The sequence below is a fragment of the Paenibacillus piri genome (assembly GCF_004354045.1).
GTDB lineage: Bacteria > Bacillota > Bacilli > Paenibacillales > NBRC-103111 > Paenibacillus_S > Paenibacillus_S piri.
Genome location: NZ_SMRT01000001.1, coordinates 95,643 through 121,511 on the forward strand (window position 1 = coordinate 95,643; position 25,869 = coordinate 121,511).

25 protein-coding genes are annotated in these 25,869 nt (G+C 54.2%); 22 read left to right on the forward strand and 3 right to left on the reverse strand.

All coding sequences use genetic code 11. The annotated features are described in order from the left end of the window. Positions 1-121: 121 nt before the first annotated feature. Complete coding sequence (locus tag E1757_RS00405; RefSeq protein ID WP_133224838.1) at positions 122-2,629, reverse strand: O-antigen ligase family protein; 2,508 nt, start codon at positions 2,627-2,629, stop codon at positions 122-124. Positions 2,630-2,816: 187 nt separating this feature from the next. On the opposite strand from E1757_RS00405, the gene E1757_RS00410 reads away from it, so the two are divergent. Further along, positions 2,817-3,863, forward strand: a complete 1,047-nt coding sequence (locus E1757_RS00410) for a copper amine oxidase N-terminal domain-containing protein (protein ID WP_246078952.1) — start codon at positions 2,817-2,819, stop codon at positions 3,861-3,863. Between the two features lie 141 nt (positions 3,864-4,004). Here the strand turns inward: E1757_RS00410 and E1757_RS00415 are convergent, their stop codons facing one another. Continuing rightward, a complete protein-coding gene (locus tag E1757_RS00415; RefSeq protein ID WP_133224840.1) occupies positions 4,005-5,261 on the reverse strand; it encodes an ATP-binding protein in 1,257 nt (418 codons plus the stop codon). Positions 5,262-5,501: 240 nt separating this feature from the next. Here E1757_RS00415 and E1757_RS00420 point away from each other — a divergent pair, with 240 nt between their 5' ends. The 14 genes from E1757_RS00420 (at position 5,502) to E1757_RS00485 (ending at position 19,990) form a co-directional block, all read left to right on the forward strand. Then, positions 5,502-7,301 (forward strand): sensor histidine kinase, encoded by a 1,800-nt coding sequence (locus E1757_RS00420; RefSeq protein WP_133224841.1) that lies wholly within the window; start codon positions 5,502-5,504, stop codon positions 7,299-7,301. A gap of 22 nt (positions 7,302-7,323) precedes the next feature. Beyond that, complete coding sequence (locus tag E1757_RS00425; RefSeq protein ID WP_165971890.1) at positions 7,324-8,808, forward strand: helix-turn-helix domain-containing protein; 1,485 nt, start codon at positions 7,324-7,326, stop codon at positions 8,806-8,808. Between the two features lie 77 nt (positions 8,809-8,885). Then, complete coding sequence (locus tag E1757_RS00430) at positions 8,886-10,148, forward strand: ABC transporter substrate-binding protein (RefSeq protein ID WP_133224843.1); 1,263 nt, start codon at positions 8,886-8,888, stop codon at positions 10,146-10,148. Beyond that, complete coding sequence (locus E1757_RS00435) at positions 10,145-11,038, forward strand: carbohydrate ABC transporter permease (protein ID WP_246078953.1); 894 nt, start codon at positions 10,145-10,147, stop codon at positions 11,036-11,038. Before E1757_RS00430 ends, E1757_RS00435 begins: the two co-directional genes overlap by 4 nt. Next, complete coding sequence (locus tag E1757_RS00440; RefSeq protein ID WP_133224844.1) at positions 11,035-11,856, forward strand: carbohydrate ABC transporter permease; 822 nt, start codon at positions 11,035-11,037, stop codon at positions 11,854-11,856. The genes E1757_RS00435 and E1757_RS00440 overlap by 4 nt, the downstream gene beginning before the upstream one ends. A gap of 109 nt (positions 11,857-11,965) precedes the next feature. Continuing rightward, complete coding sequence (locus E1757_RS00445) at positions 11,966-12,883, forward strand: nucleoside hydrolase (protein WP_133224845.1); 918 nt, start codon at positions 11,966-11,968, stop codon at positions 12,881-12,883. A gap of 85 nt (positions 12,884-12,968) precedes the next feature. Then, positions 12,969-13,418, forward strand: a complete 450-nt coding sequence (locus E1757_RS00450; protein ID WP_133224846.1) for a MarR family winged helix-turn-helix transcriptional regulator — start codon at positions 12,969-12,971, stop codon at positions 13,416-13,418. Between the two features lie 124 nt (positions 13,419-13,542). Beyond that, the gene (locus E1757_RS00455) at positions 13,543-14,502 is read left to right on the forward strand and encodes a ring-cleaving dioxygenase (protein WP_133224847.1); all 960 of its coding nucleotides are present in this window, start codon (positions 13,543-13,545) and stop codon (positions 14,500-14,502) included. After that, on the forward strand, positions 14,499-15,125 hold the full coding sequence (locus E1757_RS00460) for an alpha/beta hydrolase (protein ID WP_133224848.1): 627 nt from the start codon (positions 14,499-14,501) through the stop codon (positions 15,123-15,125). Before E1757_RS00455 ends, E1757_RS00460 begins: the two co-directional genes overlap by 4 nt. 40 nt (positions 15,126-15,165) lie before the next feature. Beyond that, positions 15,166-16,113: a glutaminase A gene (gene glsA / locus E1757_RS00465; protein WP_133224849.1), complete on the forward strand. Its 948-nt coding sequence runs from the start codon at positions 15,166-15,168 to the stop codon at positions 16,111-16,113. A 133-nt stretch (positions 16,114-16,246) separates the two neighbouring features. Beyond that, complete coding sequence (locus E1757_RS00470) at positions 16,247-16,783, forward strand: YceI family protein (protein ID WP_133224850.1); 537 nt, start codon at positions 16,247-16,249, stop codon at positions 16,781-16,783. Between the two features lie 366 nt (positions 16,784-17,149). Then, positions 17,150-18,097 carry a thioredoxin-disulfide reductase gene (trxB, locus tag E1757_RS00475; protein WP_133225641.1) on the forward strand — a complete coding sequence of 316 codons (948 nt, stop codon included), beginning with the start codon at positions 17,150-17,152 and terminating at the stop codon, positions 18,095-18,097. Positions 18,098-18,260: 163 nt separating this feature from the next. Continuing rightward, entirely contained in the window at positions 18,261-18,491 is a 231-nt protein-coding gene (locus tag E1757_RS00480; RefSeq protein WP_133224851.1) for a hypothetical protein, read from the forward strand. A 248-nt stretch (positions 18,492-18,739) separates the two neighbouring features. Beyond that, positions 18,740-19,990, forward strand: coding sequence for an MFS transporter (locus E1757_RS00485; RefSeq protein ID WP_165971891.1), 1,251 nt, complete (start codon positions 18,740-18,742; stop codon positions 19,988-19,990). A gap of 90 nt (positions 19,991-20,080) precedes the next feature. Here the strand turns inward: E1757_RS00485 and E1757_RS00490 are convergent, their stop codons facing one another. Next, entirely contained in the window at positions 20,081-20,770 is a 690-nt protein-coding gene (locus E1757_RS00490) for an SOS response-associated peptidase (protein WP_133224853.1), read from the reverse strand. Positions 20,771-21,136: 366 nt separating this feature from the next. Here E1757_RS00490 and E1757_RS00495 point away from each other — a divergent pair, with 366 nt between their 5' ends. From E1757_RS00495 to E1757_RS00525, 7 genes are all read left to right on the forward strand, one after another. Beyond that, positions 21,137-21,580 (forward strand): MarR family winged helix-turn-helix transcriptional regulator, encoded by a 444-nt coding sequence (locus tag E1757_RS00495; protein WP_133224854.1) that lies wholly within the window; start codon positions 21,137-21,139, stop codon positions 21,578-21,580. A 13-nt stretch (positions 21,581-21,593) separates the two neighbouring features. Further along, complete coding sequence (locus E1757_RS00500) at positions 21,594-22,085, forward strand: pyridoxamine 5'-phosphate oxidase family protein (RefSeq protein ID WP_246078954.1); 492 nt, start codon at positions 21,594-21,596, stop codon at positions 22,083-22,085. Between the two features lie 125 nt (positions 22,086-22,210). After that, a complete protein-coding gene (locus E1757_RS00505) occupies positions 22,211-23,257 on the forward strand; it encodes a hypothetical protein (protein WP_133224855.1) in 1,047 nt (348 codons plus the stop codon). A 375-nt stretch (positions 23,258-23,632) separates the two neighbouring features. Then, a complete protein-coding gene (locus E1757_RS00510; RefSeq protein ID WP_133224856.1) occupies positions 23,633-23,839 on the forward strand; it encodes a WYL domain-containing protein in 207 nt (68 codons plus the stop codon). A gap of 11 nt (positions 23,840-23,850) precedes the next feature. Further along, a complete protein-coding gene (locus E1757_RS00515; protein WP_133224857.1) occupies positions 23,851-24,213 on the forward strand; it encodes a YhjD family protein in 363 nt (120 codons plus the stop codon). A gap of 5 nt (positions 24,214-24,218) precedes the next feature. Then, entirely contained in the window at positions 24,219-25,487 is a 1,269-nt protein-coding gene (locus tag E1757_RS00520) for a DNA polymerase IV (protein ID WP_133224858.1), read from the forward strand. Then, positions 25,487-25,810 (forward strand): YolD-like family protein, encoded by a 324-nt coding sequence (locus E1757_RS00525; protein WP_133224859.1) that lies wholly within the window; start codon positions 25,487-25,489, stop codon positions 25,808-25,810. Before E1757_RS00520 ends, E1757_RS00525 begins: the two co-directional genes overlap by 1 nt. Positions 25,811-25,869: the final 59 nt, after the last annotated feature.

Consider the following 25,869-nt stretch of genomic DNA (forward strand, 5'->3'; position numbering starts at 1 on the left):
AGTAGAGAACGTCAAAGAAGCCTTTCAAACGCCGCATGGGAATGCGGGTTTGAAAGGCCTCTTTACTAGCTTTTATGCGAGAGGCTCCATGCAGTCCGCTTTAGGCCGGGCGGGCAGCCGATTATTTGGCCGGGCTGGCGTTTGCCGACGAAACAAGCGCTTCGATCTGCTGCTTCTCGTTCGGATCTTTGGCAATCAGTTTATCGTACAGAGCCGGATCGCTTTGATTTTGCTTGCTCAACGACGCCAAATAATAGCGGATCGTTGCGAGGTTCAACGGATCGTCCATTTGATCGCTGATTGCCGGCTTCAGCGTATCGGAGGCCTGTTTAAACTCTCCGCGGTTGAAATAAATTTGGCCTAACGCATAAGCCATTTTCGAAGTGACATTAAATTCTTGCCCCTGATTTTGCTCCTTCGGCAAGCTTTTCAGCTCTTCCATGCGGTTCAACACAGTTTGATGCAAGCTCAGAGCACCGTTGTAATAATTGTCCATTTCCTGGCGATTTCCGTTTTGTCTTGCTTGATTCCCGAGATCCGACGATAATGAAATGCTGATTTCGTATAGACCGATTTGCCACGGGTAGTTCGGCAGCTCGGAATTGACGAGGGAGAGAGCCTGCTGCAGCTGTCCCTTCATTTGATAATGAGTAAGCTGCTCCATCAATACGGCGCGATTATGGGGCTCTTTTCGCTTCAAGGCGTTGATCAGGCTTTCCGACTCGGTGAAAAACGGCTCGTTTTTCGTCTGCGTATACAGCTGGTCCAAAATGGAAGCTTTGCCCGGAATGAAGGAAGACCCGTTAAAATATCCGACGACATAATCGGGATGGTTGGGCGTCAGCTCGATCGCTTTGTTCAACGGTACCGCGAGCTCATCGTAATTTTGATTCGTTTCCAGCATGTTAATAAATGCGGTGAACGAATGATTGGCGCTCAGCAGCCGGGCCGAGAAAAAGAACATCACAATCGCGAGCAGCAGCATGACGGTCGGGTACGTTTTATGGAATCCCCAATGCTCGCTTTTCAGCTTAAGCGGTACCGGTTCCGTGAAGGAAAGCATCCCTCCCAGCGAAAGGAAGAGGAGCATCCCGAGATAAACGTAGCTTAAATCAAAGTCGATCGCGCTGTGAATCAGCAGCGAAATCATCACGATGAAAAAAATCAGATAGCGGTCCCGCTGCTCCTGGGAGGCTTTCATATAGCTTTTGATGAAGAAATACACAATGGAAGCGATAAAAGCCAGAAACACGAGCAGGCCGACGATCCCCGTTTCAACCAGGTATTGCAAAAAGAAATTATGCGCTTGCCGGCTGACATACGGGTTGTTTTGATATTTTTCGTACAGGGCCGCCCAAGCGCCGCCGCCGGCTCCAAGGACCGGATAATCTTTCCACAGCTTAATGGCGTCGACATAAAAGGTGCCGCGTTCCAATACGCTGTGCTGGGCGAAGTTAATGTTCTCCAGCCTCGTTTGGATGTTGCTTGGCAGCAGGTTTTTCAAACCGGTATCGCTGAATAGTAAAACCGCTCCGATCAGACCGACGACGATGGCGGCTAACGGAAGAACGACGGGTGCAAATTTGCGGCCTTCGAACCGCTGCAGCTTGCGCTGAATAAACGGCGCGATATACAGCTGGAGAAGCACCGCGATGACGGTATAAACGGCCGAGGCAACCAGCAGGGAGAGCCAGCCTTGCGACGATAAAGAGGCGGAATACTGCTGCTGCAGCTGAGTCGCCGCATCCGTAATGATACCGAGCACGGCAAGCGATGCCACGAATCCGAGACCAAGCTGCAGAAGCAGCATGATCTGCCGCTGCAAATTCAGGAAAAATAATACCACGAGCAGCACGACAGGCAAAATGACGAGTGCGCCCCGGGACAAAGTAAGCCAGAAGGAAACGATCACAGGTACCGTCATGAGCGCATGAACGGCAATTGCATACCATTTGCGGGATGTAACCACATAGAACGAAGCCAGCAGCAGTATGGCGATCAAAAAGGCCGCATAGCTGTTGGCGTATTGGAAAACGGAGGTCAGGCGCATACCGTTGGCGTCCACCATCACCGCGTTGACATAAGCTCCGTTGACCGTATCGGCAAACCAGCCGACCAAAGCGCCGGCAAGCTTCCCGTTTCCGAGCAAATTCAGCAAGCCGAACACGACCACAACATAACCCGAGGCGATCAGCGCTCCGGTAATGAGGCTGAATCCCAGTTTATTTTTACATAAATAAACGCCCAGAATAAAAAAAACCGCGTTTAACATTTGAATATAGAGCATGTTGATCGCATAATGATGCGAGGCAGCGAAAAACAGCGATATCAGATAGGTGAAGGGGATCAAGAGTACCAGAAAGCTGAGCGCATCCCGATGATCTCGCAGCTTCCAGTGGAAAAAGAAGTGAATGGATAACAAAAGAAATATAATGGAAGACCATACCAGGGAAGAATAAATCGGCCGTTCAAAATCAAACGTGTTGCCGTTAAACAATCCTTTTTGAAACGGAGCCCAAAATAAAAACAGCAGCACAAACCCGATAAGCAGCCAAAAAATCATCGACTTTTTTTCTGTCTCGACCGATTCATCTATGGCGGGCTGTTTACCGTACACTTTTCTAGCCATGTGTTCAGATCCTTTCCTGTCCGAAATTTCGACAAATTCTATTATACCCATAAACGCATGACGTTACAATTTTTGGATAAAGTGCTTCGGCTTATAAGTCCGGCTTGTGCAACATAATTCGGCCCCGCAGCGTCAAATAGTTAGCAGCCAAGCAAATAGGACAACGAGAGAAGAGGAGATGTTCGAAATGAAATCTGTGTTGAAAAAGAGTCTGGCCATACTTACGCTGTCCGCTACCCTGATGTCGGCCGGAGCGGCATACGCTTCGACGAACGGCGATCCCGGGCCGGCGGCCTTGTCGCCATCCGCTTCGCAATCCGAGCAAGCTCCCGTACGGATCAAAATTAACGGCGAGCCTGTCGCAGAGACCGGCTACCTGACGTCCGACGGGGACGAACCGATGATCCCGCTCCGAATTGTCGCGGAGAAGCTCGGATTTACGCTGACGTGGAAGCAAGAAACGCTTTCGGTGGACATTCAGAAGGGCCAGCTGTTTACGACCGTAACGACGGGCGAGGACCGTTACACGATTAACCGGATGCTTACTTCGCTGGGCACGGTGCCCGCCCTGGTGAATAACAAGCTGTATGTGCCCGCTTCCTTTGTAAACAAAGTGCTTCATGGATTCGCCGTAACGGAAGGCAGCACGGTGTCCATTACGGAGGAAGAAGGGCAAAAAAATAGCCGGACAACGGGGGTCGTTACGGCCATTACCTATAAAGACCGGTACCGCTCCGTTCATATTCAGGGTACCGGCATGAATGGCATGGTGCTGAATATCGGGGAAGACACGGTGGTTCAAAAGAAGGACGGCGCCAAGCTGGCGTTCTCCGACCTTCATGTCGGGCTGACCGTGGAAGCGGAGCATTCGAATGCCGCAACGCTCAGCTTGCCGCCGCAAACGCCGACCTATAAAATTACGGTGCTGGACGAACCGATGAAATCCGCCGATGCGCTCGGTACGGCAGGCGAAATCAGCGAGGTGCGCCGTGACGAGAAAGGAGCCGTCTCTCTCGTCATTGAGGGCAGCGGGTTAACCGAGCAGTCTCCGGGCGAAGTCGTGCTGCGCCTGACGGACGAAACGCCGGTCATTAACATGAGCGGAAAAGCCGTCGACCGCAGCAAGCTCGTGCAAGGAACGAAGGTCGTCGGCGTGTACGGGCCTGTGCTGACCCGCAGCTTGCCGCCGATCGGCAGCGCCTGGAAAATCATTGTCGATGCCAAAGATGAGTAGGCTAAGCTAGCGGGCACCGAGTACGGAGGAGATATAAAAAGAAAAGCAGTCTTAAACCGGATTCCGGTTCAGGACTGCTTTTTGCCGGTTTTAAACACAACCTTGACAAACGCGCTCATCCCGTAAGGACAGCGAAGCCGTTTATTCTTCATAACGCAGAGGGAGGCGGATCGTAAACCTGGTGCCGACCAGCGGTTTGCTGGTCACGGTAATATCGCCGCCGATCGCATGAATCACCTGATACGAGTACGTCAGTCCGAGTCCCGTGCCGTTGGATTTGGTCGAGAAATAAATTGAACCGAGCCGGCTGATCTGCTCCTCGTTCATGCCGCTTCCGTTATCTTTAATCGTGAGTACGGCATGCGTTTTGTCCATGAGCAGAGTCAAGACGGCTTTGCCGTAAGGAACGCCCGAACAGGCCTCAACCGCATTTTTAATAAAATGAGTCAGTACCTGCTTCATTTCCTCATCATTGGCCACGATCCATACGGGCAGATCGGGCCTGCGCACCTCCAGCTCCACCTCATGTACGGCGGCAAAGGAAGCCATTCCTTCGGCGGATACCCGCAGCTGCTCCGAGAAGTCGATTGCTTCCCTCCTTACGGCAGGGGGCTGGGAGAGAAATAAATATTCGCGCAAAACGGATTCGGTTTTCTGGATTTCTTCCATACTGATGCCGATATACTCTTTGATCTTGTGCGGGTCCTGGGGCTTTTCGCCGATCAGCTTCAAAAAGCCCTTCACAGCCGTTAACGGGTTGCGCACTTCATGGGCGAGCGAAGCGGCCACCTGATTCATCGTGTCCCTTCTTTGATTGTAGGCGTGCTTGATGTAAAGCTCCTTGTCGGCAACCGACTTGCTGAACAGCGACATGAGCAGCCAGACGCCCAACGAATTTTGCACGGGGATGACAATAATATGGAAGGCAAGATGCTGAATGACATAGTGGGGGTAAAAGGCAAACGTAAGGGCATACGGGAGTATCGAGAATATGAGGCCGGCCGTAAAAATAACGAGCGATCTGCGGGACGAGGTTTGGTAAACATGGTTAATGATTAAGGAGATTAAAAAAATGAGAGCCGTGATGAAGATACCGACCCACATGCCTTCGCCGCCGACGTAAATACGGCAAACGACAAACTCGAAGAGCAGTATAAGAGCGGTTTCAATGCCTCCGTACACAATCCCGAAAAAGATAATGACGTACCGGATATCGAAAAATATTCCGTCGACAACGCTGGAGGAGAAAGCCATCGAGAGCAGCAAGCAGGCGGAGCTGACGAGAATAATAAAAGACCGGCTGTAGTTTCTCAGCTTGTCCCGATAATATATATTGTAAGCGACAAAAGGAGCAAGAGCAAAAAATAACTGCAGAATAATGTCCTTTAAATTATTCATTAAGTCATCCCCATTGTCGATTAGGTGTCATTTCTCTTTATTTCGATACGGGCTGCCAGTAATCCTGCCAACTGTCGACAGTACGCCCGCTTATTTTTTATTCCTTCCATGTTTGGTAAAAAATCCTAAACGCTGCGACTAAGCGCTGTCCCGTAAGTAAATAACCGCTTGCTCTTCCATGCGTTCGCGTTTATAACTAAGGTAATATCTCTAAAAATGCAGCTGGAAGGTTGTAAAACGATGCTGAATGTATCCAAAGCATTGAAACTGACGCTATTCAAAAGGTCGATCGTCCGGACTATGCTTGTTTCCTTTTTGGCCGCCAACATATTGCTGATTTCGAGCCTCGGCTATTTAACCTTCAGGGATACAACCGACATGTTCACCGACGAAGTTATCCATTCGAGCAAAAAAGTGATGGAGCAGGCGACGGTAGGCCTCAATTTCAATCTGGAGGAAATAAAACGGTCTCTCGTGCTGATGGGGACGAACGCGTCGGTCATCGCGCTGCTGAATTCGTTTCACTGGATGAGCAGCGGCGAGAAAATCAATCACGAGCGGATCGTCACGGACGCCGCCAGAAGCATCAGCTCCTCGTTGATCGGCGACATTCTGATCATCGGCGCAAACGGTTACATTATGAATCTCGACGGACGCCGGACATTGAAGTGGGATTACGAGTACAGGGAGCAGCCGTGGTTTCATAAGGCGATGGATTCCCCTCAGAGCGGCTTCATTACGCTGGGCTTGCATAAGCAGGACTATTACCTGGATGACTATACGTCGAAATTCAATCAGCAGACGCTTTCCGTAGCCATCCCCATGTTCAATCGCGAGCAAAAGGCCATCGGATCGATCGTATGCAATATCGATTTGGAGCATCTCAACCGCTTGTTCGATTTGAGCGCGTCCGAGTACGGCGGGAGCATTTTTTTGATCGACAGGGACGAGCAGATCATCGTTCACAAAAATAAAAGCTTGATCGGGTCGCGGTTCGCCCTGACCGGCGGGCAGCGGGAAGGCGCCGACAAGTTCATTACCCGCATCGACGGGCAGGATCATCTGGTCATTTACCATCCGACGGCGATCGGCGATTGGAAGCTCGTTTCGGCCGTGCCGATGTCGGAAATCCGAGAGCATACGAAGCCGCTCGGCCAAAATCTGCTCAACATTTTGTACCTGGGGCTTGCGCTCAATATTTGTCTCGGCGTAGCGATCACGATCCGGATTTCCAGACCGGTGATGAAGCTGCTGCGAACGTTGGATAAAACCGGCAATGAAAGCTTGCTGATCCGGCAGTACGATTACCGTTATACCGAGCTTAATCAGATCGGCAGCAAGTTCGAGGATTTGATGGGCCGAATCAAAATGCTGATCGATCAAAACTACATTTCGCAAATCACCTTGAAGGAAACCGAATTTAAAGCGCTTCAATCGCAAATTAACCCGCATTTTTTGTTCAATACGCTGCAGCTGCTGCAAACGGAGATCGTGTACGGAAACAACGAGCAGTCGAACCGGATTATCGTATCCTTAAGCAATTTGCTCCGGTATTCGATGAATCATGCGGACGAAATGGTTACGATTCGGCAGGAAATGAACAATGTGAAAGATTATTTGTTTATTTTGCATCAAAAATTCGGCGGCAACCTGACGGTGCGCTACGACATTCCGGATGAGCGGGTATACGAATATAAGACATTGAAGCTTTTGCTGCAGCCGATCGTGGAAAACTGTATCAAGCACGGCTTTCAGGAAGCCCCTTACGAGAGCGAAATTTGCATCCGGATCACGCCGGTGAAGCGGGGGGTCCTCATCACGATCCGGGATAACGGAGTCGGCATGGAAAAAGCCGAATTAAAGCGGCTGCGCCGGCGTATTCATGAATCATCGTTCCAAAGCGGCGGACAGATCGGACTGGATAATGTGAACCACCGAATCCGCTTAAAATACGGCGAAGGCTGCGGGATACGGATTCGCAGCCAAAAGGGCGCTTATACGAGCGTATATATGCTGCTGCCCGAATCGGTCGGCCAGTGACATGGAGAGGGGGCGGGACTATATGAAGCTGATGATTGCCGACGATCAACCGTCCACCCATCGATTTTTGGACAAAATGATCGATTGGACATCGCTTGGCATTTCCGAAGTGCATCATGCCTTTCACGGACAAGAGGCGGTCGAGCGGATACGGGAGCTGGAGCCGGAGCTGCTCATTCTCGATTTAAGAATGCCGATTTTGGACGGCATCGGCGTTCTGCGTCAGCTGGAGCCGCTGCCGCGCAAGCCGAAGACGATCATACTGAGCGCCCACGACGAGTTCGAATATGCCCGCGACGCGATGAAATTCGGCGTCCGGCATTATTTGCTGAAGCCGATTGATACTGCGGCGGTCATCGAGTCGGTCGGGGCGCTGGGCGGCGAGGTGCGGCGGGAAGCGGCCGATCGGCTGGAAAGCGCGATCGCCGGAGTATGCCGACTCAAGGCGGTCGATGAAGCCGCCTTGCAGGCGATCAACGGCGGCTTCCGGGCGTCCGGCATCGGCGCGTACGTATGCCTGTTTGTGACTGCGGCAGACAGGGAAGGGGACGGCGTCGGCGATGCCGCAGGGATGCCTCTTCCGGCCATGCCGAATCAATTCGTCGTGCGGCTCAACCGGACCGACGCCTATATCATTCAAGGCATACCCGGCACGGACGACCCGGGGGATACGCTCCGCGCTTGCCGGAGCATGGCGCGGGATGGTCTGATCATAGGCATCAGCCGTGTCCAGCGGCAGGCGGAGCTGTTATTAACGGGCTTGCAGCAGTGCGAAGCCGCGGCTGAAGCGGGCTTCTACGACGGCATCGGCGCGTACGAGTATGCCGAAACGCCGCTGACCGGGGCGATCGGCGGGCAGGAGCGGGATGAACTGGCGCGGGGCTTGACCGGCAAGCTGGAGCTCGACTATTCGGCGCCCGCGCTGGAACGGGCCGTCGACGCCATGTTCGCCGGCTTCCGCCGCAAGCGGGTCGCGCCCGCAGCCGTGTATGCGATCTGCCATCATATTTTATTTATGATGTTAAAGGATCAGCACGCCAATGCCGGCGGCAAGCCGCCCTGCGATAAGCTGGAGCCGCAGCCGACGCTGCACGGGCTGCAGTCGCATTTTGTGCGGCATCTGCAGGAGATCGTCCGCGGCAGGGTGCAGCCGGCTTTTTCCGCGGAAGCGACGATTCACCGCATTAAACAATATGTCGATACAAGCTTTAGCGGCGATTTATCGCTGGATACGATGGCCGCTAAGTTCATATTGAATAAATACCAGCTGTGCCGGCTGTTCAAACGCGAGTTCGGCGTCAGCTACTGGTCATACGTAACCCGCGTGCGCATGGAGAAAGCGTCCGAGCTGCTGCTGTATACCCCTCACAAAGTCGCCCATATCGCGCTGACGGTCGGATACCCGGATGAGAGCCATTTCAGCAACGTCTTTAAAAAATATTACGGTCTCAGTCCGACGGACTACAAGCGCAGCCATGCGCAACAATCTTCAACAACTAATCAATAATATCAATGGGATTCCGGATTCGCATTCCGTACAATCATTCTTGTAAGCACTTTCACATATAGGAAGGGGTAAAAAGAATGAAAAAGCTTTTGTCTTTGCCAATAGCGGCAAGCCTGTTGGCGGCGTCTGCGGTCGGCTGCAGCACATCCGGGGAGCAGGGAGGCAGTGCGCCGAAAGCGGGGGATAAAGTGACGCTCAGCATTTTGTCATGGGAAAACGAATCGAAGATGAAGCCGGTCGTCGACGGTTTCCAGCAAAAATACCCGAATATTACGTTCGACTTCCAGTATGCGCCGCCTGTCAAGGATTACGTTGAAAAGCTGAAAACGCTGCTGCTGACCAACGCCGGTCCCGATCTGTTCGTTATGGCACTGGAAAACCGCGATTTGATCGACGGCGGCTATGTCCTGGAGCTGACGAACGAGCCGTTCATGAAGGGCATCGCGGACAACAATAAACGGGCTTATGCGAAGGACGATAAGGTATACGCTTTATCCCAGTCTTCGTGGGTCGGCGGTATTTTTTACAATAAAGATCTGTTCGCCAAAGCCGGGATCGCGGGCGAGCCGAAAACATGGCAGGAGCTTATCGATACCGCCGCCAAGCTGAAAGCCGCCGGCATCACGCCGATGCTGAACAATACGCAGGATGCGGCGGTCAATATGGTCACCTCGCTGTTCGCTTCGCAGACGCTGACGCAAAACGCCAATTTTGACAAAGAGGTGCTGGACGGCAAAAAGAAATACGCCGACGGCTGGACCGAGCCGATTAAAATATGGTACGAGGGCATGGTGAAGCCGGGCTACATTACGTCGGACATGGTCGGTCTGAACGGCGACCAAATTATTAGCGAGTTTTCCGCCGGCAAGACGGCGATGATATTGGGCGGGCCCTGGAACAACGGGGCGATCGACAAACAAAATCCGAATCTGAAATACAGCATGATGGCGGTTCCCGGGCTCAAGGCGGGCAGCGAATATTATTTCGGAGCGCCGGGCATTGCCTACGCCGTGAACAGCAAGACGAAAAATAAAGACGCCGCGCTGAAATTTCTCGATTATTTGGCCAGCCCGGACGGTCTGAAGGCGTATAATGATGGAACAGGCCAGATCATTACGGCCAAAGGCTACGAGCATAAGGTTCATCCTTCGCTTGAAATCGCTTACAAAGGATTGCTGAACAACCGGACGTACATCCCGATGGCGGAATGGAGAAAGCATACCGAGGCGCTCCGCAACCAATATATTATTTCCTTGCAGGATTTGCTGCTGAATAAAATAACGCCGGAGCAGGCCGCGCAGTCGCTCGATAAAAAATTTAAGGAAATGGAAGGAAAATGATGCTCAACGCGAAGCTGTCCAGACATGCTCGATACGGTCTGTTTCTCGTTCCCGCGCTTGTCGCGTACACGCTGTTCACAGTCTATCCGATGGTCAGAACGTTTGTGTACAGCCTGACCAATTTCAACGGAATGAGCCGGCAAATGTCCTTTGTCGGCTTCAGCAACTACGCGCTTGTATTCCGTGACGACGCCATTGTCGCCGCGCTGCTGTTTACGCTGTTTTATACGGTATTCTCGGTCGCCGTTATTACGCTGCTGGCGATCCCGCTCGCTCTGGCGCTCGATTTGAATTCGTATACGAAGCATATGCAGCGGGCGGTATTCTTCTTTCCATCCATCCCAAGCGGCCTGCTGCTCGGGTATATATGGGGATTTATATTGTCCCCGATTTCTTCCGGAGTTCTCAACCGGATATTGAACGCATTGTTTCATATGAAGCCCGTCGCCTGGCTGTCCGACCCGCTGCTGGCGAAAATTTCGTCGGTGATCGTCCACGTATGGTCCAGTACGGGCTGGCACGCGATTTTGTATCTCGCCTTCCTGCAATCGATACCGAAAGATTATTACGAGGCGGCCAGTATCGACGGGGCGAGCCGATGGCAGAGAGTCCGGTTCATTACGCTTCCTCTGCTGGCTCCGGCGATGACGGTCAGCGTGATGCTGCTGATTACCGGAAGCCTGAAAGTATTCGAAATTCCGTTCGCTTTAACGAAAGGCGGACCCGGCTACGAGACGTATACGATTACCCAGGTTATTATTACGCGCGGCGTTTCGGAGCTGCAGTACGGGAAAGCTTCGGCGATGTCGATCATTTTTTTTCTGTGCATTCTGCTTATCACCTTCGTGCAGTTCGGTAAAATGCAAAAAAGAGAGGAAAACCTGCAATGAACAAAAACAGGAAGCTGCTGCTCCTCGATGTGCTGATGCTGCCGCTGTGCCTGATCATGCTGTTTCCGTTCTACTATATGGCGGTCAACACGTTCAAGACGCAGATGGATGCGAACGAGCATCCGCTGTCGCTGCCGACTGCCTTTACGCTGGACAATTACAGGCAGGTGTTTGCGCAGACGCCGGTGTTTCAAAGCTTTTTCAACAGTCTGTTTATTACATCCGCTTCGGTTTTGCTGATCGTCCTGATCGGCGCCATGGCGGCTTATCCCATCGTATTTAATCCGAACCGACTGATGAAGGCGGCGATGTACTATTTGCTGTGCGGCTTTTTGATCCCGTTTCAGGCGACGCTCATTCCGCTGTTTGAATTGATGCGGGATTTGAATTTGGTCAATTCGATGAGCGGGCTGGTTGTATTCTATACATCAGGCTCGGTATTCTCATTCTTTCTTATTATGGGTTATATGCGGACTGTTCCGAAGGAGCTGTCCGAAGCGGCGATCATTGACGGCTGCTCGGTCGGCGGCATCTTCTGGAGGATCATCGTCCCGCTGCTGAAGCCGATTACGACGACTGCGGTTATTTATCATACGATGTGGATTTGGAACGATTTTCTCGCGCCGATGCTATTTCTGAACTCACGGAAAAAAGCGACGCTGGTGCTGGAAATTTACCAGGCCCGGGGGCAGTTCAGCGTCGATTGGCCGACCTTTATGTCGTTAACCGTTTTGGTGCTGCTGCCGATACTTGTATTTTTTATCGTGATGCAGAAGCACATCATTAAAGGGCTGGTCGGCGGCGCTATGAAAGGGTAAGCCGGTTGGACGGCCATGGCGTGCATCGGGAACAGCACAACTTCAACGGGCACATCAATGGCCCTTATTAATAATATGGCAGCAAAACCCATCGTATAGGAGGCTGTTTATGAGCAAACCTGTGAAAATTATACTGGATACCGATATGGGGCCGGATTGTGACGATGCCGCGGCGCTCGCGGTGCTGCATGCGCTGGCGGACCGCGGGGAGGCGGAAATTGCGGGCATTACGCACTGTACGTCAAGCCCATGGGGGGCGGGCTGTATCGATGCTATCAACCGGTATTACGGGAGGCCGGATATCCGGATCGGCACGCTGCAGGAGCCGGGCTTTCTCGACGGCCAGCCGTATCAAAAGTACGACCGGCATATTGGCGAAACGTATCCGAACGCATATGCGGAAGGCAAGCAGCCGGAGGAGGCGGTCGCCCTGCTCCGGGAGCTGCTCGCTTCGGAGCCCGACGGCAGCATCGTCATCGTTGCGATCGGACCGCTGCCGAATTTGAGCGGGCTGCTTCATTCCGGGCCGGACGCAATCAGTCCGCTGAGCGGAGTCGAGCTGGCAGCGCGCAAAGTTGCGGAGCTGGTCGTCATGGGGGGCGCGTTTCCGGCGGGGGCGGAGTGGAACTTCCAGATGGACGCTGTGTCCGCCAGGCATGTGGCCGGACATTGGCCGACGCCGATCATGTTCAGCGGCTACGAGATCGGCAGCGAGATAATGACCGGCGGCCGTTTGTTTCGGGAAACGCCGCCGCATAACCCGGTGCGCGAGGCGTACCGGTTGTTCGTCGGGGAAGGGGGCAGCCGGAGCAGCTGGGACTTAACCGCTGTGCTGTACGGCGTGCGCGGGCTTGCCGGGCATTGGCAGGCGAGTCCGAACGGGCGAATCGAAGTCGCGGACGACGGGGAAAATAAATGGACGACCGCGCCCGATCGTAACCGCCGTTACTTGCTGCCCGCCATGGACAGCAGCGGCATTCAGGACGTGCTGGAGGAGCTGCTCGTGAAGCCGCCGATTTTAAAATAAGCGGAGGTATTGACAGCAGCGTGAAAATATATTATCTTAAATTTAAGATATTTAAATTTGAAGTATCGAGCGGAGGTGAAATGAAATGCCGAATCCACCAGATCAGGACCAGGCGGTGACGTTAAAGCTGTTCGTCGTGCTTTCCAAGGCGTACAAGACGATTATGGATCACGCGGTAAAGGACATGAAGCAGCACGGCATGTCGCCTTCCGAGTTTACAATTCTCGAGCTTCTGTATAATAAAGGAAGAATTCCGCTGCAGCAAATCGGCGAAAAGATTTTGGTTACGAGCGGCAGCGTAACATATAATATAGATAAGCTGGAGAACAAGGGGCTGCTGAAGCGGGTGCCGTGCGAGGAGGACCGAAGGGTCATATACGCGGAAATAACGGCCGCCGGCAACGAGCTGTTCGACCGTATTTTTCCCGAGCATAGCGCCCTCATCCATTCGGTTATGGACGCTTTGTCGACGGAGGAGAAGCGGCAGGCTGCCGAGCTGTTAAAGAAGCTTGGGAAAGGGGCCGAGAAAGGGTAGGCGGATGGTGGTGAACCTGCAAGCAAAGGCCGCTGCCGATCATTGGAGAGGTAAAAAAATTTGTCATATATCTTAATTTTAAGATATTTTTAAATAAAATATTCATTTTAAAGGAGAGATGAACATGAGCTTACCAACATTGCAAACAGCAGGCATCCATCATATTACGGCTTTTGCCCGAAATCCGCAGGAGAACGTCGATTTTTACGCCGGCGTACTGGGACTGCGGCTCGTGAAAAAAACGATCAACTTCGACGCACCTGAGGTGTACCATCTTTACTTTGGCGATCAGGCGGGGAGCCCGGGCACGATCATCACGTTTTTCCCGTGGCCGAATTCACGGAAAGGACGGATTGGCGGCGGTCAAGTCGGTGTGACAACGTATGTCGTGCCGCCGGACTCGCTCGGTTTTTGGGAGAACCGCCTGAGAAGCTTCGGTATTTCCGTCATGAAAGCGGCCCGTTTCTCGGAGCAATACCTGCAGTTTTCCGACAATGAAGGCTTGCGGCTGGAGCTCGTGGAACGCGAGGCCGGACGCAGCAGCGAATGGTCGTTCGGCGGCGTTCCGGCCGACAAGGCGATCAAAGGGTTCGGCGGAGCCGTTCTGTTCAGCGTGAATCCGCAGCAAACGATACAAGTTCTGGAGAAAGTGCTCGGCCTGGCCAAAGTCGGGGAAGACGTCGGTTATGCCCGTTACCGGGCCGAAGGCGAGATCGGCAATCTCATTGACGTTCCGCTCGCCGGGATCGGTTGGGGGGACGGCGGAGCCGGAACGGTTCATCATATCGCATGGCGCGCCAAAGATTTCACCGAGCATGAGGAATGGCGGAGCGCCGTCGAACGGAACGGCCTGAAGCCGACGCCGGTCATCGACCGCCAATACTTCAACGCGATATATTTTCGCGAGGGCGGCGGCATACTATTTGAAATTGCTACGGATCCTCCAGGGTTTGCACACGATGAAGCGCCGGATGCGTTGGGCGAAAAGCTGATGCTGCCGGAATGGTTCGAGCCGAACCGCGCGGCAATCGAAGCGGGCTTGCTGCCGATTCAGGTAAGAGCGCTGGAGGGAAAACAATCATGAGGCATATATTCGAACAAGGTACCGATCCGAAAGCGCCGACGCTCGTGCTGTTTCATGGGACCGGAGGGACGGAGCGCGATCTGCTGCCGCTGGCCAAACGGATTTCCTCCGGATCGTCCGTTCTCGGCGTAAGGGGCAACGTGTTGGAAAACGGCATGCCGCGCTTCTTCCGGCGGCTGGCGGAAGGCGTATTCGACGAGGAGGATTTGATTTTCCGCACGAAGGAATTGTACGACTTTCTTGGGTCTGCCGCCGATCAGTACGGGTTTGACCGCGCCAAGCTGGTAGCCGTCGGGTACTCCAACGGGGCGAATATTGCGGGAAGCCTGCTGTTTCATTATGAGAATGTCTTCAAGGGCGCCATCCTCCATCATCCGATGGTGCCCCGCAGAGGCTTGACGCTGCCGGATTTAACGGGGCTGCCGGTATTTATTGGAGCCGGGACGAACGATCCGATCTGTCCGCCGCATGAAACCGAGGAGCTGCACAAGCTGCTCGGCGCGGCCGGGGCATCCGTGTCGGTCCATTGGGAACGGTTCGGCCACCAGCTGACAGCCTCGGAGGCGGAGGCAGCGGCTGCCTGGTTTCGCGAACGGCTTGCCGTTGCGGATGAGCGGGCGTAATGGGTAATAGAGGACATAAGGGGAAGGGAGGAATGAACCATTGTCTACAGGAGAACTGGAGCTGGACCGCATCAAGCGGCTGCTCCCGCAATGGGTGGAGGCGAGCCGCCGTCTGACCGCCGAAGGCAAGGTGGCGTCGTATATCCCCGAGCTGAGCAAATCGCCGCGGGAGGCGTTGGGCATCTTCATCATGAGCGCCTCGGGCGATTCGGTATCGGGGGGCGATTGCGGCTTCGGCTTCACGCTGCAGAGTATATCGAAGGTGTTTACGTTAATTTTGGCGTTGATGGATCACGGCGAGGCGCATGTATTCGCCAAGGTGGGCATGGAGCCGACCGGGGATAATTTTAATTCGATGCTGAAGTTGGAATTGGTCGAGCCGGGCATTCCGTTCAACCCTTTGATCAATGCCGGAGCGATAGCCGTTTCTTCCATGATCGGCGGAGACAGTCCGCATGAAAAATCGGCGCGCATTTTGCGATTTTTCCGCGAGCTGGCGAACAGCGACACATTGGACTACGACATCGATGTTTACCGTTCGGAATCGGAGACAGGGCATCATAATCGTTCGCTTGCTTATTATTTAAAAGGGAACGGCGTGATTGCCGACGATGTGGAGGACGTGCTGGACGTCTACTTTCGCCACTGCTCGGTAAAGGCGACCTGCTCCGATCTGGCGCGAATGGCTTTGGTGCTGGCCTGCGGCGGAGCCGACCCTTTAACCGGCAAGCGGCTTATCCCGCGCCGTTACGTACAAATCGCCAAAACATTTATGGTCACCTGCGGCATGTACAATGCGTCGGGCGAATTCGCGATTAACGTCGGTTTGCCGGCCAAGAGCGGCGTTTCCGGCGGAATATTGACGATGGTGCCCGGCCGGTACGGCATCGGCGTCATCGGTCCTGCTTTGAATCCCAAAGGGAACAGTGTCGCCGGGGTGCATTTGCTGGAAACATTGTCAGCCAAGCTGGACTGGAGCATGTTTTAACAAAAAGATGAAAAATATGGTGAAATCATCCAAAAATCTCATTGACAAACGATTCGTTTTTATAATAAACTATTGTTAGTTAATATAATAAAGTAAGTTAATTAATCTTGTTAATTATGGGGAGGATAACAAAATGGCTAAATCGAAATGGGCGGTAGACGCAACGCATAGCAGCATTGACTTTACAATTCGGCATATGATGATCGCAAAAGTAAAAGGCACGTTCCACACGTTTGAAGCGGAGATTGAAGCGGATCCGAATGATCTGACCTCGGCCGACGTTCAATTCGCCGTTGAGTTGGCCAGCATCGATACACGCAACAATGACCGCGATACGCATTTGCGTACGGCTGACTTTTTCGATGTGGAGAAGTATCCGAAGATGACGTTCAAATCGAACCGAATCGTGAAAACGGACGAAGGGGAATACGAGGTGAGCGGCGATCTGACGCTGCACGGCGTTACCCGTCCCGAAACGTTCTCCGTAACGTTCGAAGGCTCTGGCAAAGATCCGTGGGGCAATGAGAGAGCCGGCTTCAGCGCACAAGGAACGATCAAGCGGAGCGATTTCGGCTTGACCTACAACGCCGCGTTGGAAACCGGCGGCGTGCTGATCGCCGACGAGGTGAAGGTTTCGCTCGAGATTGAAGCGCTAAAGCAGGCAGACTGAACGGGTAATCGAGAATGAGATGTTGAGCAAGCAGGCTAAACGCGTCGGCACCTTACGGTGCGGTGAAATCCCCGTCGGGAGAGAGGAAAGCATCTCTTCCGACGGGGATTTCGGCTTTAGCGGAAGTCGGAGCAGGCGCTCCGACCGCTGACGGCAGGTCGCCGCTCTTAGGATGCGGCAGCCGCAGGATAGCAGCCTGATGACTTCCCCATCCGGCTTGCAGCGTGGGAGAAATGCCGCGGCTTCATGAAATCTTCACGCGATCTTCATCCTGTCTTCATGATGCAAATGAAGGCGGGTGGTATGATTCATGTACGAAATGATTTAGACTTAGTCTAACTATAATAAAGAAAAGAGGGAACCATGATGCACAAAACCGTCATTATCGGAACGGGGCCGGGAGGATTGACAGCCGCGATTTATTTGGCCAGAGCGGGCTTGGAGCCCCTCGTCATTGAAGGGCCGGAACCGGGCGGCCAGCTTACGACGACAACGGAGGTCGAAAATTTCCCCGGATTTCCCGAAGGGGTTATGGGTCCGGAGCTGATGGATAATATGCGCAAGCAAGCCGAGCGGTTCGGCGCAAAGTTCAGATCCGGCTGGGTGAACCAGGTCGATTTCTCGCAGCGTCCGTTTACGCTGACGGTGGAAGGAATGGGCGAGGTTCAGGCGGAATCGGTGATTATTTCCACCGGCGCTTCGGCCAAATATTTGGGGATTCCCGGCGAGAAGGAAAACGTCGGCCGCGGTGTCAGCACATGCGCGACATGCGACGGATTTTTCTTCCGCAACAAAAAAATTATTGTCGTCGGCGGCGGCGACTCGGCGATGGAAGAGGCCAATTACTTGACCCGCTTTGCCTCGGAGGTCGTGCTGGTCAACCGGCGCAGCGAGCTCCGCGCTTCGAAAATTATGCAAAACCGCGCCCGCGCCAACGATAAGATCAGCTGGAGCCTGGATCGGACACCGCTTGAGGTCATGGCCGGCGAACGCGGCGTTACCGGCCTGAAGGCGAGAAACAACGAGACCGGCCTCGAGGAGATCATCGAAGCCGACGGCGTGTTCATTGCTATCGGCCACACGCCGAACACCAAATTTCTCGGAGGTCAGCTGACCACCGACGAGCAAGGTTACCTGCTTGTCAAACCAGGCACGACGGAAATGAACATTCCCGGCGTATTTGCTTGCGGCGACGTTCAAGACAGCCGGTACCGCCAGGCAATCAGCGCGGCGGGAACAGGCTGTATGGCCGCGCTCGACTGCGAACGCTTCTTGGATGAAGCACCGCTTCATGCCGAAGCGGCGGCGAGATAAGACGCCGGTTTGCTGCCCATCAGCATAAGGCAAGGGGGCGAAAGCCACTTATACGCTTGCATGGCGGCGCGGCCCACGAAGGGCGGCGCCGCTTCGGCGTGCCGCCTTGGCAGGCGCGTGAGACGGGCGGGACGAATGCAGCGGGACGAATGCAGCGGGACGAATGCAGCGGGACGAATGCAGCGGGACGAATGCCGCGGGACGAATGCAGCGGGACGAATGCAGCGGGACGAATGCAGCGGGACGAATGCAGCGGGACGAATACAGCGGGGCGAATGCCGCGGGACGAATGCAGGTGGGACGAATGCAGGAGAAAACCCCGAATGCGATCGACTGCCGTTATACGCATCCGATGCTGTCACCCGATAACGCGACGATTCGGCACGTCTACTAACTGCTTCTGTTCGCAGATACGCTCTGGCGCGGCTGCACGCGGAAGAAGCCCCGGCCGACGGATTTATGCGAGGATCATCCCGATGATAATTTTCATATTCCCATACGAGCCGTCCGCTTGCTATAATGGAAAAGCCTGCCCCCGCTATGCGATAAGGCAGGTTTTTGCTTAAGGCGGTATCGCTTGCAATCGACCGCTTTCTTCGGTCCGGGGCAGGCCCAATTATCCCATGAGAAGGGGACATGACGGTGGACGATCGGAAAAGAAATTATATGCTGCTGTTTTCGGACGCGGTGCTGTTCACGAACGCGATGACCTTTTTATCGGTCAATGCGGTGATTACGTATTACTTGTCCTATTTGGGGGCGAGCACGTTCGAGATCGGCCTTGCGAATTCGCTCGTTTCGATCGGCGCTTTTGTGTCCCAGCCGATTTTTGCCAAGAAGGTTATGAACCTGTCGTCCAAGCAAAAACCGTTTGTCGGCATCCTGCTGCTCCAGCGGCTGCTGTTTTTGCTGTTCGTTTTAACGATTCCGCTGTATGCGGTTTCACATCCGCAGGTGGCGGTTGTGCTATTTTTGGCGGGCTGGGCGGTTTTCAGCTTTTTTATCGGGGCGTACTCGCCTTTTTATATGAGCCTGTTTGCCAAAATGGTGTCGGATCAAAAACGGGGAAGGCTGAAAGGGTACAGCGGCGGCATCGGCAACTTGCTTGCGCTCGGCTCCGCGTACGGGATTGCGTTCGTACTGGAGCATGTCGCCTTTCCGTATAATTACACGCTTTTGTTTTCGATCGGAATCGCGTTTCTGCTGCTGGATGTACTCGTCTTCGCGCTTATGCGCGAGGAGCCGGACCAGGTGACCAAGTTCGAAATTAACTATTTGCAATATTTCAAAGCGATTCCGGCTGTCTTCTCGTCCAATCCGCGATTTGGAAGCATTGTGGCCGCTTTTTCCTTCATGGTGATTTCACACGTCAGCCTGGCGTATTACGCTTTGTACGCGATCCGTTCCTTTCATGCGGCGGGACCGCAGATTGCGTTGTTCACGGCGATCACGGGCGTCATCAACATTGTAGGCAACGTCGTGTTCGGTCTGCTGTCGGATAAGCTCGGTCATCGCTGGATTCTCGTCATTTCCGCCGCGTGCGGCTGTTTGGCCGGATTGCTGGCCGTTCTCATCCCGCAGCTGTGGGTCGTTTACGTCGCGTTCGCGTTGTCCAGTCTCGGCTTATGCGGCTACAACCTGAGCAGCGGCATCTTCATAATCGACAATGTGCAGAGGGAAAAGCTGCCCATGTACGTCAGCGTGAATATTTTGTTTACGCTCGTCGTATCTTCGGCGATTACCGTCGGCGGCAGCTTTCTGGTCGAGTACTTGTCGTTTTACACGGTGTTCGGCATCGCCGGCTTGTCCGGCCTGATCAGCGGCTGGGTACTGTACCGGCTTGATGCGAAGCGCCGTCAATCGGTACGGAAGCCGGGCCGTCTGCCGTTCTAGCGGGTCGTTCAAACATAACGTTCACACGAACGGCCCATGGGTCCGGCGTTTTCGTCCGTTCAGTAGCTCCGGTCTGCGGTTCGCCGCTTTTTAAAATAAGCGCGGAGCCTCACCGATGTCGGCGATGCAATCGGCGGAATCGTTCCGCACATTGCCGACTGCGTTTGGCACGGGATAGGCGGTCATTTCCGCATCATCGTATGGCCGGAGCAGCGGCATCAGCTGCTGGGCATCCAGCGTATGGCGGTCCAGCCATGCCGACTCGTCTTCCGGACGCAGAATCGCCGGCATCCGGTTGTGAATCGGCGCCATAAGCTCGTTCGGCTCGGTTGTAATGATCGTGCAGGTGCTGATCTTCCGTCCGTCGCCGCTCAGCCATGTATCGTACAGACCGGCCATGCTGAACAGCCGCCGGTCCTTCATGACGATGCGCATCGGCTGCTTGGCGGCGCCTTCCTTTTTCCACTCATAAAACCCGTCGGCGGGGATGAGGCAGCGCTTCCGTTGAATGAGGTTCTTGAATGCCGGCTTCTCCTGCAGCGTCTCCGAACGGGCGTTGATCATTGAAGCGGCCATTTTCTCGTCCTTCGCCCACGAAGGAACGAGCCCCCAGCGCAGCTCTCCGATCCGGTTGCGTTCCCCGTCATGAATAATGGCCATAACCATCTGCATTGGCGCCACATTGTATCTCGGAATATGGTACCGGCTGGTCGGCAGCTCCAGATGAAAGCGGAACATCAGCTCCTCCAGCGTCACGGTAATCGTATAGCGTCCGCACATCGCTCGCACCTCCTTTTTTCTCGTTTGCGGATAACCGGGGCTCTCCAAATGTATTCGGAATAGGCTTCAGAGCTTACGTTACTTTCGGGGAACCTTGTTCTAAGTATAAGCCAAACCGGCCGGACATGCCTAATGCTCCTCCGATGAAAATAGTGCGCCTTCATGCTCCGGGCTCCGCAGACTGAGACAGCGCGATGCCGTCCCGGCCAATGCCATCATTCTCGCGAACTATTGGCCTTTACACAGGCGGCGGCACAGGTTTTTTCCATGCTGAATGATTCAATAATTGACAATAGTACGACATACAACTATTCTATATACAAATACATATTTTTCCTATGGAGGCGGAAAGGAGGCTGACAGGCTATGAGCAAGCTGCGTCAGGGCGGATTTCTCGTTTCGAAAATACATCAATTGTCGGGGCGCATTTTTGCCAAAAAGCTGAAGGACTATCGTATTACCGATATTAATCCCGCGCAGGGGAGAATTTTGTTCGCTCTATGGCAGAAGGACGACATTCCGATCCAGGAGCTGGCCAAACGAACGGCTTTAGGCAAATCGACGCTGACCCGCATGTTGGATAAGCTTGAGGAGACGGGCCATCTGATCCGCATTTTTCCGGATGACGACCGGCGTAAGGTACTCATTCGGCTTACCGAGCAGAACAAAAAGATGAAGGCGGCTTACGAGCAGGTGTCCTTAAGTATGACCGAGCTATACTATGAAGGCTTTCAACCGGAAGAAATCGATGAATTCGAAGCGTATCTCGAACGGATTTTCAACAATTTGTCGAAGCGCGAAGCCGAATGACAGGAGATTTTTTATGAAAAATGAAACCGTTATTCAGAAAGGAATCGAATCGGCCCAAAAGCTGTCGATGAACGGAATCCGCCCGATGAGTACGGGGGAAGCTTTGAGAAAATCGGCGGGGCTGCTGGAGCGCTCCGAAATCGCGATGGTCGGATCAAATGATCAGGACGGGTACCCGAATATTAAGGCGATGTTCAAAATCGAGGCCGAGGGCATCAATAACATTTGGTTCAGCACGAATACGTCTTCCAAACGGGTCTCCCAATTCAGGAGCGATCCGCGGGCCTGCGTTTATTTTTATGATCATGAGCGCTTTTCCGGCCTGCTGCTTGTCGGCGATATCGAGGTCGTAACGGATTCGGCGTGCAAGCAGCGGCTGTGGCGTCAAGGCTGGGAAGCGTATTATCCGCAGGGCGTGACCGATCCTGAGTACTGCGCGCTGCAGTTTGCGGCCCGTTGGGGCAATTATTATCACGGCTTGCAAAATGTCAGCTTCGACCTTTAACAGTCCGGCCGGCACGCTGCGGAAACGGATAGCTGCCGGAGATCGGTGTACGCTGCAGGAACGGACAGCTGTACCGGAGCAGAAGCTCAATTTGGAACCTAATTTAGCGAAAGAGGTGTGCAGGTATGACCGAGCTGGTGTGGGAGCTATCGGAAGAGAGGAATGATTTTGATCTGGGCGACTCGGGGGCTTGCCCCGGGATATGGCGCGATCGCAAAGCGCTCTATTTCGATAAAAATGAGCGGGCTGTGCCGGCGCTGCTTCGCGACGAGCTCGCTCCCGGCTTCGATTGCTTCCGTCTGGAGGCGGAAATCGCTTGCCCGGGACCGTACGGCTTCGTTGGGCTTGCTTTTGGCGCCCGCGACGCCGGCAATTATGAGCTCGTGTATGTGTCGCCCGGGATTGACGGAGGCTTGGGTGAAATTCAGTACGACCCGATTATGAACGGCTCCAGTACATGGCAAATTTACAACGGTCCCCGCTATCAGGCGCCCGCTCCGTTTCGCCCCGGCGAATGGACCCGTCTTGCTCTGGAAATACAGCCCGATCGTGTCGCCATCCGCGTGGGAGAAGCCGCAGAGCCTCAGCTCGTCATTTCAAGTCTTCAGCATGGACGGGCTGCCGGCCGGATCGGGGTTTGGGGCTATTTGCCCGGCTATGTCCGCAATCTCCGCGCGGAGGCGATGCAGCCTGCGGCGTCTGCCCGCAGCGAAGCCGCGGATTTGAAACGGTTGGCCGCCGATGGGTTTGTCACCGAATGGAGCGTATCCAAGCCTTATCCGCTCGGAGAGTGGCCCGAGCCCGAAGACCGCTGGGTCCGGGCATCGGTTGAAGAAAACGGAACGTTGAACGTGAACCGGCTCCATGCATCCGCCCGTGACATCTCGGTGCAGGCCTGCTGCGCGTTTCAATTGCCGGAGGCGCAGGAAACGAGGCTGACCTTCGGCTTCAGCGACGCTTTGCGGCTATGGGTCAACGGCGAAGAAGTGTACCGGGGCGAGTGGGGCTGGGGACCGCCGGATAGCGATGGGCGCATCCGTCCCGACTTTGCGGGCGTTCCCGTACTCTGGCGGGCCGGGGAGAACACGAGCCGCGCGGAAATTACGAGCCGCGAGGTCATGTTCGGCTGGGGGCTGAGCATGCGCAGCGGCCTTGCCTTTGTTGGCGAATGAACGGTCGCGCCGGGCTGAAACTCTCATTGGGACGCGGGGGCTAACCGGCCATGCCGCCACAAGGCGCGGCATGGGCCGGCCATCGGCCGCGCAGCAATGCGCGCGGGAGAAGCGCATTGCTTGTCGATAGTATCCAGCAAAGAAGCCGTTTTCGGGCTTCTTTTTTTCGCGGTTGTCGACTCGGCAGCATCCGGCAAAGAAGCCGTTTTTGCGGCTTCTTTTTTTTGCCTTTTTGCCTGGTTTTTGGCATTTCCCGGCGCCTGGACGAGCCAATCTAAAAAAACGTAAATGTATATAAATACCACTTGCATAAGAACAGGCTGTTCGGTATATAATTAAAAAAGGGAACATAAGTTCGCATTGAGGTGATTGAGTATGAGCGATGCTTTGCAAAAATATATGGGCTGTACGGTCGAAATCATCTATATGGACCGGTGCGGGAAGTTTTCCAAGCGGCTTGTGCGGCTGCGTTCGCTCCGCTGCGACCATGTCGCCGCTTATTGCTACGAACGGAAAGCGCCGCGTCTGTTCAAAATCAGCTGCATCCTCGCTATTATGCCCAAAGAACAGCTTGCTCTATGAAGCAGGCGCCTTTGCTTACGCCCGAAGAGCTGCAGTTCGTCAAAATGGGTATTATTTTGCCGGTCATGCTCGATGTGCTGCAGCGGGATATGAACCGGATCAAGCAGGTTAAGCTGAAGCTGAACGTTCTCTATACGCTGAGCCTCGGCAAGGCGCAGGACGGCGTTCATGCCGAACTGATGGAATTGAAGGCGGAGCTGAGAAAGCGCGGCATCCGCATCTACGAGGAAGCGCGCGTCGCCGAGGGGATACAGGCCAGGTTCAAATGCCGCGGCTACGATCATAAGCTGCTGCTTCAGTGGGAGAAGGTACGGACGGAAATTTTAAAGAAAGGCAGTCAATATTGGGGGATTACCTTAACGGACGGTGGATGATGACAATGGGCGGCAAACAACAAAGGGTTATTTTTTTAGCGGACTGTCAGAGCTTCTATGCTTCCGTGGAAAAGGCGGCGCATCCCGAGTACGAGAACAAACCTCTCGTCGTGGCCGGCAACCCGGAGGAGCGGCGGGGCATCATTCTCGCGGCATGTCCGATCGCAAAGAAGTTCGGGGTTACGACCGCGGAATCGGTCAAGGAATCGATTGTCAAATGTCCCGATCTCGTTATTGTGAAGCCGCGCATGCAGAAATATATCGACGTGTCGGCGCAAATTACGGAAATTCTTGAATCGTACACCGATCTGGTAGAACCGTATTCGATCGACGAGCAGTTCGCCGACCTGACAGGCAGCGTCCGCCTGTTCGGCAGCCCGCTGGAAATCGCTAAAGCGATCCAGGCCAAGGTACTGAACGATACCGGCGTCTACACCCGCATCGGCATCAGCGAAAACAAGGTAATCGCTAAGATGGCCTGCGACAATATAGCTAAGAAGAACGCGGAAGGATTGTGCCAGATGAGCAGGGCGGATATGCCCAAGATGCTGTGGGACTTTCCTTTGAACAAAATGTTTATGATCGGCTCCCGCATGATGGCCCACTTCGAGCGGATGAATATCCGCAGCATCGGCGATTTGGCACGGATTCCGCTGAACGAGCTGAAAATCATGATGCGCAAGCGGATGGGGCGGCAGAGCGACATTCACGCGGAAATGCTGTGGAAAATCGCCAACGGCGTGGACGACGCCCCGGTCAATCCGTTCACGCATGCGATCGTGCAGAAGGCGATCGGCCACCAAATGACGCTTCCCGTCGACTTCCGGACGATGGAAGATTTGCGCGTCGTGCTGCTCGAATTATCCGATCTCGTATGCCGCCGCTGCCGCTGCAAGGGCCAGATGGGCTGGGTGGTATCCGCCGGAGCGCAGGGGGCTGACTTTGACCGGCCGACCGGCTTTTACCGCCAATCGAAGCTCCCCGATCCGACGGATATTACGAAGCATGTGTACGGGGCCGCACACCGGATTTTCGAGAAGCATTGGGACGGCTCGCCTATCCGCAAAGTCGGGGTGACGCTCTCATCGCTCGTTCCGGCGGATACGTACCAGTTGACGCTGTTCGACGATAGCGAGCGGCTGCGGCAGCTGGAGCGGGAAACCGATTCGATCCGCGACCGGTTTGGTGACACCGCCATCATGCGCGCATCGTCGCTAACCCGGGCCGGGCAGGCGGAAAGAAGAAGCCAAATGATCGGAGGTCACTGGAAATAATGAGAAAAAAACTGGAGGGCAACGGCTTATGGGAGAGCAGCAGGATGATGCTGCCCGAGCATAAGGAGCGGATCAACCGCCACAATAAAGAGCTCGACGTTCGCACGATGCCGATTCTCGACGAGCAGAAGCTGGAGGATATTAACCGGGTGCTGCAGGAAGCGTTCGAAAGCAGGCTCGAAGTCAGCCTTAACTTGTTTCACCCTACGGAAGCCCGTACCGTAACGGGATATATCCATAAATTCGATCTGTTCAGCGGGCGTATTTTAGTCGGTCTCCAATGGATCGCGCTGTCGAACATTATCGATTGCAGCTGCATATGAACCGAATCGGAAGGCCTTTCAAGGTGCAGCGCCATGCCGAAGCCGGCAGCGCGAAATTA